This is a genomic window from Reinekea marina (genome assembly GCF_030409715.1).
GTDB classification, from domain to species: Bacteria; Pseudomonadota; Gammaproteobacteria; order Pseudomonadales; family Natronospirillaceae; genus Reinekea; species Reinekea marina.
Genome location: NZ_JAUFQI010000001.1, coordinates 2,625,235 through 2,634,633, shown reverse-complemented (window position 1 = coordinate 2,634,633; position 9,399 = coordinate 2,625,235). Strand labels below are relative to the sequence as shown.

Annotated in this window: 18 protein-coding genes; 12 read left to right on the top strand and 6 right to left on the bottom strand. The window is 42.4% G+C overall.

The features are described 5' to 3' along the window. The first annotated feature begins 58 nt into the window (after positions 1–58). A complete protein-coding gene (locus tag QWZ13_RS14345) occupies positions 59–199 on the top strand; it encodes a hypothetical protein (protein ID WP_290282387.1) in 141 nt (46 codons plus the stop codon). 601 nt (positions 200–800) lie between these two features. On the opposite strand, the gene QWZ13_RS14340 is transcribed toward QWZ13_RS14345, so the two are convergent. Both QWZ13_RS14340 and QWZ13_RS14335 read right to left on the bottom strand, forming a co-directional pair. After that, a complete protein-coding gene (locus QWZ13_RS14340) occupies positions 801–1,109 on the bottom strand; it encodes a hypothetical protein (protein ID WP_290282386.1) in 309 nt (102 codons plus the stop codon). Between the two features lie 3 nt (positions 1,110–1,112). Further along, positions 1,113–1,238, bottom strand: coding sequence for a hypothetical protein (locus tag QWZ13_RS14335; protein ID WP_290282385.1), 126 nt, complete (start codon positions 1,236–1,238; stop codon positions 1,113–1,115). Positions 1,239–1,284: 46 nt separating this feature from the next. Between QWZ13_RS14335 and QWZ13_RS14330 the strand changes: the two genes are divergently transcribed. Then, on the top strand, positions 1,285–1,416 hold the full coding sequence (locus QWZ13_RS14330; protein ID WP_290282384.1) for a hypothetical protein: 132 nt from the start codon (positions 1,285–1,287) through the stop codon (positions 1,414–1,416). Positions 1,417–1,713: 297 nt separating this feature from the next. On the opposite strand, the gene QWZ13_RS14325 is transcribed toward QWZ13_RS14330, so the two are convergent. Then, positions 1,714–1,959, bottom strand: coding sequence for a hypothetical protein (locus tag QWZ13_RS14325; RefSeq protein ID WP_290282383.1), 246 nt, complete (start codon positions 1,957–1,959; stop codon positions 1,714–1,716). Between the two features lie 46 nt (positions 1,960–2,005). On the opposite strand from QWZ13_RS14325, the gene QWZ13_RS14320 reads away from it, so the two are divergent. Continuing rightward, positions 2,006–2,137, top strand: a complete 132-nt coding sequence (locus QWZ13_RS14320) for a hypothetical protein (RefSeq protein WP_290282382.1) — start codon at positions 2,006–2,008, stop codon at positions 2,135–2,137. Between the two features lie 65 nt (positions 2,138–2,202). Here QWZ13_RS14320 and QWZ13_RS14315 read toward each other — a convergent pair whose 3' ends face one another. Then, on the bottom strand, positions 2,203–2,484 hold the full coding sequence (locus QWZ13_RS14315) for a hypothetical protein (RefSeq protein WP_290282381.1): 282 nt from the start codon (positions 2,482–2,484) through the stop codon (positions 2,203–2,205). A 241-nt stretch (positions 2,485–2,725) separates the two neighbouring features. On the opposite strand from QWZ13_RS14315, the gene QWZ13_RS14310 reads away from it, so the two are divergent. The 9 genes from QWZ13_RS14310 to QWZ13_RS14270 all read left to right on the top strand — a co-directional run bounded on the left by QWZ13_RS14310 (position 2,726) and on the right by QWZ13_RS14270 (position 8,958). Further along, a complete protein-coding gene (locus QWZ13_RS14310; RefSeq protein WP_290282380.1) occupies positions 2,726–2,866 on the top strand; it encodes a hypothetical protein in 141 nt (46 codons plus the stop codon). Further along, entirely contained in the window at positions 2,866–4,227 is a 1,362-nt protein-coding gene (locus QWZ13_RS14305) for a CBASS cGAMP synthase (protein ID WP_290282379.1), read from the top strand. The genes QWZ13_RS14310 and QWZ13_RS14305 overlap by 1 nt, the downstream gene beginning before the upstream one ends. A gap of 254 nt (positions 4,228–4,481) precedes the next feature. Then, positions 4,482–4,886: a Cap15 family cyclic dinucleotide receptor domain-containing protein gene (locus tag QWZ13_RS14300; RefSeq protein WP_435407122.1), complete on the top strand. Its 405-nt coding sequence runs from the start codon at positions 4,482–4,484 to the stop codon at positions 4,884–4,886. A gap of 341 nt (positions 4,887–5,227) precedes the next feature. Beyond that, positions 5,228–5,428 carry a hypothetical protein gene (locus tag QWZ13_RS14295; protein ID WP_290282378.1) on the top strand — a complete coding sequence of 67 codons (201 nt, stop codon included), beginning with the start codon at positions 5,228–5,230 and terminating at the stop codon, positions 5,426–5,428. Between the two features lie 159 nt (positions 5,429–5,587). Further along, entirely contained in the window at positions 5,588–6,331 is a 744-nt protein-coding gene (locus QWZ13_RS14290; RefSeq protein WP_290282377.1) for a class I SAM-dependent DNA methyltransferase, read from the top strand. Between the two features lie 338 nt (positions 6,332–6,669). Beyond that, complete coding sequence (locus QWZ13_RS14285; RefSeq protein ID WP_290282376.1) at positions 6,670–6,807, top strand: hypothetical protein; 138 nt, start codon at positions 6,670–6,672, stop codon at positions 6,805–6,807. Beyond that, complete coding sequence (locus tag QWZ13_RS14280) at positions 6,788–7,261, top strand: T6SS immunity protein Tdi1 domain-containing protein (RefSeq protein WP_290282375.1); 474 nt, start codon at positions 6,788–6,790, stop codon at positions 7,259–7,261. Before QWZ13_RS14285 ends, QWZ13_RS14280 begins: the two co-directional genes overlap by 20 nt. 81 nt (positions 7,262–7,342) lie before the next feature. Then, positions 7,343–8,535, top strand: a protein-coding gene (locus tag QWZ13_RS14275; protein WP_290280507.1) for an IS3 family transposase whose coding sequence is annotated in 2 segments (ribosomal slippage) — positions 7,343–7,640 and positions 7,640–8,535 — 1,194 coding nt in all. Because the reading frame shifts where the segments join, the coding sequence is not laid out codon by codon here. Positions 8,536–8,772: 237 nt separating this feature from the next. Then, a complete protein-coding gene (locus QWZ13_RS14270; RefSeq protein WP_290282374.1) occupies positions 8,773–8,958 on the top strand; it encodes a hypothetical protein in 186 nt (61 codons plus the stop codon). A 40-nt stretch (positions 8,959–8,998) separates the two neighbouring features. On the opposite strand, the gene QWZ13_RS14265 is transcribed toward QWZ13_RS14270, so the two are convergent. After that, on the bottom strand, positions 8,999–9,238 hold the full coding sequence (locus QWZ13_RS14265; protein ID WP_290282373.1) for a hypothetical protein: 240 nt from the start codon (positions 9,236–9,238) through the stop codon (positions 8,999–9,001). Next, the gene (locus QWZ13_RS14260) at positions 9,189–9,335 is read right to left on the bottom strand and encodes a hypothetical protein (RefSeq protein ID WP_290282372.1); all 147 of its coding nucleotides are present in this window, start codon (positions 9,333–9,335) and stop codon (positions 9,189–9,191) included. The genes QWZ13_RS14265 and QWZ13_RS14260 overlap by 50 nt, the downstream gene beginning before the upstream one ends. Positions 9,336–9,399: the final 64 nt, after the last annotated feature.

Sequence of the window (9,399 nt, the reverse complement as noted above, 5' to 3'; positions counted from 1 at the left end):
ATATCGCGCCAAAAGCGAAGTTTGATGGAAAACAATAAATAATTAAGCACGTTGGCACGTGATAGTTAAGAGCCACAGGCCACTACTTGTAACAAGGCGCAGCTGCATCGTGCCTTCGGCACTGGACTCACTGTCGTTCGCCGCAGTGCTTTGCGTTATTGTGCAGAATGAGAATGCCTTTTTAAGCTGGCTTAACTGATACTTTATTTTACATTTCAGTAGCATACTTTCTGAAAAAAAGCAAAACTATTGCTAGCCGCCAAGTTTTGTGGCTGGCATATTAAAGGCAAGGAAATCGTCGTAAAAGCTTTTGTTGATTGAGCTTTTACAAATTATAAAAAGTGGCAGTGGTGGTCAATGCACATTAACAAGGTACAGCAGTATCGTGCCTACGGCACTGGACTCGCATACGCTCGCCACTGTGTACAACGTTAATGAGCTTATGAAATTAATAATTGGTTGCTTGTGTTTATTTATGTCTCTGCTTTGCTTTGCCGAAACGATTAGTAAGATAGAATGCTACCGATATGACTGTGCAGTCGCAGAGCAATCATATTTAAGTGGAGATGTAATCTATTCAAAACCAAATGTTGATGCGTTAGTTGTAGGTTTAGTGGAGTTAGAGAAAAGTTATAACGTAAAAAATGTACTTTTAAAAATCAATCCTGGATATGGGAGGATTACTCGTAAAAATAGCGAGGTTAAAGGAGAGGAAGTTGGTGATAACATTCTGGTACTGGAATATCTAGGAGAGGGTAGATCTTCTGTTCTTCTCGGTGACTCAACGTTCCAAGTAAAAGTCACAAGAAGAAAAGGTGACTGCTTAGAAGGTAATGTGAATAAAAGATATTGCTGGATTGAATTGCATAACGATCCACTTGTTGAAATATGGCACGAATTGGAAGATATAGGGTGGGTTCGAATTTCAGAGCCATCCAGCGGAAACTTAAATTGGCGGTGGAGTAAGCCGCATTAACAAATATAGGCACTGCGACTCGTAAACTCGCGCGTGCTAAAAACGTTACAGGTGGAAGGGCATTCAAAGTTAATAACTGAATCCAGCACCAAAATTGAGTTGTTCTCGTATAAAATTTTGGTTTTGAATTCAAAGGTTAGCAAAGTTTATAGGCTAGCTTGTACGCAATAGTCATCGCTCCCAAGCTAGGGTTGAGAGAAAAGCCAGCCTCGTTAAGCTGGCAGCCAAATTTAAAGGCCATCAAGCTAAAATACACCGCCAAAAGCGGAGCTAGATGGAAAACAATAAATTAAAAAGCACGTTGGCACGTGATAGTTAAGAGCCACAAGCTACTAGTTGTAACAAGTAGCAGCTGCATCGCACCTTCGGTGCTGGACTCACTGTCGTTCGCCGCAGTGCTATTCGTTACAGGTGGATGGGCATTTAAAACTATTGAATGAATCCTGCACCAAAATATAGTTTTGCTCGTATAAATTTATGGTTTTTAGAGCAACGGTTCACAACTTTAACAGGCTAGCTTGTACGCAATAGTCATCGCTCCCAAGCTAGGGTAGAGTGATTAGCCAGCCTAGTTAAGCTGGCAAGCAAGTTTAAAGGTCATCAAGCTAAACTTCCGCACCAAAGGCGAAGCTTGGTGGAAAACAATAAATAATTAAGCACGTTGGTACGTGATAGTTCAGAGCCACAGGCCACTACTTGTAACAAGGCGCAGCTGCATCGTGCCTACGGCACTGGACTCACTGTCGTTCGCCGCAGTGCTTTGCGTTACAGGTGGAAGGGCATTCAAAGCTAATTATTGAATCCTGCACCAACAGATTAGTTTTGCCCGTATTAATTTGTGGTTTTAATTGCAACGGTTCACAACTTTCAAAGGCTAGCTTGTACGCAATAGTCATCGCTCCCAAGCTAGGGTAAAGTGAATAGCCAGCCTCGTTAAGCTGGCAGCCAAATTTAAAGGACATCAAGCTTAAATACCGCTTCAAAAGCGAAGCTTGGTAAAAAACAATAAATAATTAAGCACGTTGGCACGTGATAGTAAAGAGCCACAGGCCACTACTTGTAACAAGGCGCAGCTGCATCGTGCCTACGGCACTGGACTCACTGTCGTTCGCCGCAGTGCTTTGCGTTACAGGTGGAAGGGCATTTAAAACTATTGAATGAATCCTGCACCGAAATATAGTTTTGCTCGTATAAATTTATGGTTTTTAGAGCAACGGTTCACAATTTTAGTAGGCTAGCTTGTACGCAATAGTCATCGCTCCTAAGCTAGGGTAGAGTGAATAGCCAGCCTCGTTAAGCTGGCAACCAAATTTAAAGGCCATCAAGCTGAAATACCGCACCAAAAGCGGAGCTTGGTGGAAAACAAGCAATAAATAAGCACGTTGGCACGTGACAATTAAGAGCCACAAGCTACTACTTGTAACAAGTAGCAGCTGCATCGCACCTTCGGTGCTGGACTCACTGTCGTTCGCCGCAGTGCTATACGTTACAGGTGGAAGGGCATTCAAAACTAATTATTGAATCCTGCACCAAAATATAGTTTTGCCCGTATTAATTTGTGGTTTTAGGTGCAACGGTTCACAAATTTAACAGGCTAGCTTGTACGCAATAGTCATCGCTCCCAAGCTAGGGTAGAGTGAATAGCCAGCCTCGTTAATCTAGCAGCCAAGTATAAAGGCCATCAAGCTTAAATACCGCGTCAAAAGCGAAGCTTGGTGAAAAACAATAAATAATTAAGCACGCTGGCACGTGATAGTTAAGAGCCACAGGCCACTACTTGTAACAAGGCACAGCTGCATCGTGCCTACGGCACTGGACTCACTGTCGTTCGCCGCAGTGCTTTGCGTTAACTGTCCGGTGTACGTACGCAGCCATAGGGAAATAAATTAATGGGATTAAGCGCTAAGCTGTTTTTTGAGAATAACGAAAATGAAACACTCTTTACACGTATTTCGTTGACGCCAGAACAATTGGAAGATGCTAGAGCCAAGAAAGATAAGCTACTTGAGCTAATCAAGCCCGAGCTTTCCTCATCACTGGAAGTTCCAGTAAGACATTGGCTCCAAGGTTCCTATAAAAATCAAACCCTTGTAAGGCCTATACAAAAGGGCGATGAATTTGACATTGATGTTGGAATATATGTTTTATGCAATGCAGAAGACGAAGGATTATCTGCGTTAGATGTAAAGCAGGTTAATAGAAGCATTCTTGAGTGGTATGTTTCAAATAGACCTGAAGCCAAAGTCGGGGATAGTAAAACGAGCTGCGAGCGGCTGATTTATCCTTCATCTTTCCATATTGATATACCTATCTACTATTACGATGCTGAAACAGACACTTGTAAGCTAGCAGTTCAATCGGACGAGTGGGTTGATAGTGACCCGAAAGCGCTTCAGGATTGGTTCAATAAAAAATTATCGAGTTTAACGCCAAAATCTTTGGCTCAGCTTAGAAGGATAATCAAATATCTAAAGGTTTGGACTGCGATCAAAGGAAAGGAAGATGAAATTCGAATTCCATCAATAGCAGTTACGGTGTTAGTTGCAGATCTATATGTTGAGGCGGATGATGACGATGACGCCTTCATTCAAACCGCAGTAAATGTTATGAATTACATTATCGAAAATGACTCGCTAGACAATCCCTGCGGCGGAGGGGATTTGTTTGGTTTCAAAGGAAATGAATATCAAAAAATTAAAAATAGATCAGATTCATTAAAAAATGTGTGTGAATTTATCAATAAATCAGAGGATAGTCTCCAGCAATATGTTCTGTGGAGCGCAACATTTGAACACATGTTTCCTCCTTTTATTGAAAGGATTGATGAAGTATCCAAGAATACAAACCTTCCCGCAATAACAGTTCCCCCTAAAATTAAAGTTCGTCATTTAGACAAAAATAAGAAGCTTCTATCTAGTGGTGTGAAAGATGAAATAAAGGTGTTTCGTGATGAAGAGCTTTATTTTTCAATAGAGAATGACGCTGACTATAGTGAAACTGCCGAAGTTCATTGGATTGTACGAAATCAAGATGCGGAAGCAAAAAGAGTCAACGATCTTGGCCATACTTCGGTACTTTCTGTTAGCGAGGAGCGGTATGAGGGTTGCAGTTATAGCGGCACCCACTATATGGAATGCTTGGTGTTTGATAAGAACAATATAAAGGGCATGGGTGCAGTTAAAGTTCGCATAACTGGGCTTTCCAGACCTCTAAGAAATCCTCCCAGGAAAAATTATTTTAAAGGTAGATAAATATGTGGAAGGTATTTCCGAAACTCGGGTTATTAAAGCTATTACTCGCTATTTTTTCAGCATTATTTCTCTCTGCATTGATCCTGCTAATGGGCCCTAATGGTGGAGAGCTTTCCTGGAATACCTTTGGTGACTCTTTTCAGCTTACAGCGCCGATAACGCTAATATTTGTCTTTGTTATTTTTGTCATTGGGAAATGGGGATGGTTGGCTTTCTGGAAACTCCCATTTCTCGGGGCGATCCTGCATAAATCTGTGTGTCCAAACCTCAACGGGAAGTGGTTGGGAGAGATCCACTCAAGTTATGCCGACGAAAACGGCAACAAAGTAACAAAAGAAGTTGAATTGACCGTTAAGGCGGATTTGTTTGGGTTTAGCTTGGCATTGAGGTCATTGGACGGTTACCAAGAAAGTAAGGTGATACAGAGCGAGCTTTATAGAGATCCTCGTACAGGAACTTTCTATCTAAGTTATATTTTTGAAGCGTCAGTTCCGATTCCTAAAGAAACAGATGATAGACTCTTTGACGGGGCGGCCAAGCTAGAGATCATAGTTAAGGAAGAAAAAACAGTTTTAAAAGGAACATACTGGACAAATAGAGCTTGGCAACGTGGTATGAATACTGCGGGTCTAATCACAATGGAGCGAAGACACAGTTAACAAGCCGCTCAAATACTTTCCGGCCACAAAAGGCGTGGCCTCCACCGGACTCGCTGACGCTCGCCGTTTAGCGGGGCGTTACAGGTGGGAAAGTATTTAAGACTATTGAGTGTAGTCTGCACCAAAATATAGTTTTGCCCATATTAATTTGTGGTTTTAGGTGTAACGGTTCACAAATTTAACAGGCTAGCTTGTACGCAATAGTCATCGCTCCCAAGCTAGGGTAGAGTGAATAGCCAGCCTCGTTAAGCTGGCAACCAAATTTAAAGGCCATTAAGCTGAAATACTGCACCAAAAGCGGAGCTTGATGGAAAACAATAAATTAAAAAGCACGTGGGCACGTGATAGTTAAGAGCCACAAGCCACTACTTGTAACAAGGCGCAGCTGCATCGTGCCTACGGCACTGGACTCACTGTCGTTCGCCGCAGTGCTTTGCGTTACAGGTGGAAAACCATTTGAAACTATTGAATTTAATCTGTACCAAAAAATAGTATTGCCCGTATTGATTTGTGGTTTTGAGTGCAACGGTTCACAACTTTAACAGGCTAGCTTGTACGCAATAGCCATCGCTCCCAAGCTAGGGTAGAGTGATTAGCCAGCCTAGTTAAGCTGGCAAGCAAGTTTAATGGTCATCAAGCTAAACTTCCGCACCAAAGGCGGAGCTTGATGGAAAACAATAAATAATTAAGCACGTTGGCACGTGATAGTTAAGAGCCACAAGCCACTACTTGTAACAAGGCGCAGCTGCATCGTGCCTACGGCACTGGACTCGCTCACGCTCGCCGCAGTGCTTTGCGTTAGGCTCACAGATAAGTACATGAACGTAGAAGAACTGTATAACGAAACTGCTCATAGATATTCGGATCTTGTAGATAGTAGTATGTATATTGGCCCTGATTGGTTATCTCGATTCCTAGAAGCCAACAGGTTTACTTGCTCATCTATTGTAGATTTGGGCTGTGCCAACGGTGTACTCGGTGAAGTGTTGAGAAACTCCTTTGCAGACGCACATATTACAGGAATCGACATCTCAGAGAATATGATTCGATATGCTGAGTCTAAAGCCTGCTACAACAAGACAATTCAAATGGATTTGGATAAGTCATTTTCTCAACTGTTTGAACAGCCTAATGATCTTGTGGTTGCTCTTGGGTTTTCTGAATTTCTCAGCAATATACAGTTTTTCATGGAAGAAGTAGCAGCAATAACAAAACCAGGTGGTATAGCCCTTATCAGCTTTCAGGTACATGACCCAAATAATACAAAGCTTCCTAGAAATACCTACAGTGGAGAAGTAGTTCACACTGCTTACGCTGAATCGGAAATCAATGATTTCATTGTTAATTCCGGGTTTGTGGTATCACAACAGGAAAGAGCGGTTGGTTACACTTCTGGTGCAGGGTACTCTTGCGAGTATTTAATGGTAGCTGCACGTAAAGCCTAACAAGTAGCAGCACCGGCCCGTACCGGGCTTTGGACTAAATCTCACTGGCGTTCAATTTAGCCGGTGTGCAAAACGTTACAGGTGGAAGGGGATTTAAAACTATTGAATGAATCCTGCACCGAAATATAGTTTTGCTCGTATAAATTTATGGTTTTTAGAGCAACGGTTCACAATTTTAATAGGCTAGCTTGTACGCAATAGTCATCGCTCCCAAGCTAGGGTAAAGTGATTAGCCAGCCTAGTTAAGCTGGCAAGCAAGTTTAAAGGTCATCAAGCTAAACTTCCGCACCAAAGGCGAAGCTTGGTGGAAAACAATAAATAATTAAGCACGTTGGTACGTGATAGTTAAGAGCCACAGGCCACTATTTGTAACAAGGCGCAGCTGCATCGTGCCTACGGCACTGGACTCACTGTCGTTCGCCGCAGTGCTTTGCGTTATGCCTCAAGGAGCGTTTGGTGTCTTTAACTTGGAATGATCTTACGGTTGACTTCGAGCATCTTGATCGAACTAAATTGATAGAAGACTGGCAATGGCTTGTTGGTTCAGCCCTACCTATTCTAATAACTTCAGTTGGCGATGCATTCCTGCAGTCCGAAACTGGTGAAATATTCTGGCTAATAACTGGTAGCGCAGAATTTGAAAAGGTCGCAGATTCATATGAAGAGTTTCAAGGTAAGCTCCAAGACAACGAATTAATTCATGAATGGTTTTTAGTCCCTGTTGTTGCGCAGCTCAAAGAACAAGGGGCAACTCTTGAGCAAGGTAAATTATTCGGCTTCAAGCAATTACCTGTTTTGGGTGGCAAGTACGAGCCAGATAACTTTGAGCTAACAGACATTGAGGTTCACTTTGCAATGTCAGGGCAAATGAATTTACAAATCAAAGACCTTCCCGATGGCACTAAGGTAAATTTTAGTGTTACCGAGTAAAGGCATAACAAGGCGCTCAAGCAAGGACTGAACTTCCCCCGTTTTAGTGGACACCTCTAGATAACGCATCTGGAGGTAATTTTGCCAAAGTATAATAATCCACGTAAAACGTGGCAGTATTCAACAGAGTTTAAAGTTCGAGCTGTTAAAATGAGCTATCAACCTGATATTAAAAGTTCTCAGGTTGCGGAAGGCTTGGGTATTCATCCATTTATGTTGTCCCGTTGGCGCAAAGAGTATCGAGAAGGCCATCTTCAAGGTGATGGAAAAAGGCGAGTAGGTTTGTCAAAGAAACGCAAAGTGAAATCGGCGAAGCAAATAACTGAGAACGCTCAGTTAAAAAAAGAAATCGATAGATTAAAGAGGGAAAATGACCTTCTAAAAAAGTGGCAACAGTATCTGGCGGATCAACATCAGAACGATTTGGGTTCATCCACAGATACGGAAAAGAAATAGGGGTACGTAACCTTTGTCGTTGGATGCAGGTATCGCCCAGCGGCTACTATGCATGGCGTCAGCGAGGGACAACAGATCGGGCATTGTCCGATCAGCAATTGTTAAAACAGATCACGAAGATATTTGACGACAGTCACGGACGATATGGCAGTCCTAGAGTCTATGAATCCCTGCGTCAGAGCGGTTACCGCATCGCTAAGAAGCGTGTCGAGCGGCTAATGCGTGAAGCAGGGCTCAAAGCCAGGGTCACCAAAGTAACGCGGCGAATGCCAGGACTTAAACGCTTCATAGCGAAAGGTGAAAATCGATTATTAGCGCGCGACGCTGCAACGGCACCGGATCAAGTTTGGGTCGCCGATGTAACCTATATTAAATTACAAGGAAAGTGGACGTATTTAGCAACGATCATGGATCAATACTCGCGCCGGATATTGGGTTGGTCATTATCCTATTCTAGAACAACGGAGTTAACGACAACCGCTTTAAGGTATGTCATTAAAAAAGGGCGAAACCCAAAAAATGTTATTTTTCACACCGATAGAGGTGTTGAATTTACGGGCTCGGTCTTTCAATCTGAATTGGTAAAATATGGTATGCATCACAGTGTCAATCGACCAGGACATTGTACAGACAATGCGTTCATGGAATCGTTTTACCATTCCTTAAAAGGTGAGTTAATCCGGCAAACCTATTTTAAAGGAATAGAAGAGTTGCGATCTGAGCTTAGCAGGTATATAAATAAATTTTACAATACGGTGAGGTTACACTCAGGTATTGGGTATATGTCACCAATTAATTATGAACAAATGGCAGCGTGAATCCCGAGGTGTCCATTTTATCGGGGGAAGATCAGACGCAGCAAAGCTGCGCCGCTTAGCTTGGCGTTATGTGCTTAAAATATGAATGTTTTTATTCAAGTTTTACTGGTAATGGTCTTGGGATTGATAATTGGAATTACCCAATCATCTAGTATTGAAAACACAGTGTTACTTCGTAGTCGAGGGCTGTGGCGGTTATATGAGTTGTTTTATTCAAGGGGCTTCTCCTGGTGGCGCGTGCTAGTTGGAATACCCTTAGTTGCTCTTATTTTTGGCTTTGCTGCAGGTTACATTTACTGGATTTCCATTGAGCCTGTAAGCTGGCCAATTCAAGTTTATTTAGTTATATACTTAGCTTCTGGCATAGGTGGCTATTTTCTTAGGAAATTTTGGGTGGCAAAGTATGTATCAAAAATCACATAACAATACGCTGAAATCAGACGCTAAAAGACGCGCGGTTTAGCTAGGCGTTATGAATTAGTATGAGTAGTTGGAAACCAATAACCCTTAACGAGCTCGAGAAAGATATTTGGCTTTCTGAGCAAGCACTTGAAGGCCCAACACTAAAATTATGGGAGCTCCTGAAGGTCAAGCCTACGAAATGGAAGTGCCCTCCCTTGGGTGATGAAGGAGGCGGCTTTTGGGTAGTAGCTTTAGCCGGCAACAAGGTAATTTGGTATAACGATATCGAGGAAGGATTCAATATCTCTAATTATAGATCCTTTGGGGAAATCGAAGAGTACTACACAAACCAGCTTGAACTTTTCGAGCTGATAAACAGTATAGAAAGTGAGTTGCATCGCAATTCATAACAAACGCAGGCAGTCGACGCGAAAAAGCCCGCGCAACTGCTACGGACGTTAA